The 265-nt window shown below is 37.4% G+C and carries 1 pseudogene; it reads right to left on the reverse strand.

What is annotated here, in order from left to right:
* Window positions 1–74: 74 nt before the first annotated feature.
* Window positions 75–243: pseudogene (locus ACFIK8_RS11360) on the reverse strand (ABC transporter substrate binding protein); the annotation flags it as partial.
* Between the last annotated feature and the right edge of the window lie 22 nt (window positions 244–265).

Consider the following 265-nt stretch of genomic DNA (forward strand, 5'->3'; position numbering starts at 1 on the left):
AAATGCAAATATTCCAAAGAGCACCAAATGAAAATTAACATGCTTTATCAGGTCCATATCATGTCAAGAAAAGCCTATTGAATAATCTTTGTTGCGCGTTCAATAACCGCTTGTGGAATAACAATATCAGCCTTTTTGGCTGCTTTCATATCAATTCGGATCATTATTAGCTGTTTGCACAACATCAATATCGCCAGGCTTTTCACCCTTTAGTATACGTACAACCAATTTCCCAGCATCAACTCAGAAATTTATGCCCTGCGTC

Source organism: Bartonella sp. MR168JLCBS (genome assembly GCF_042194175.1).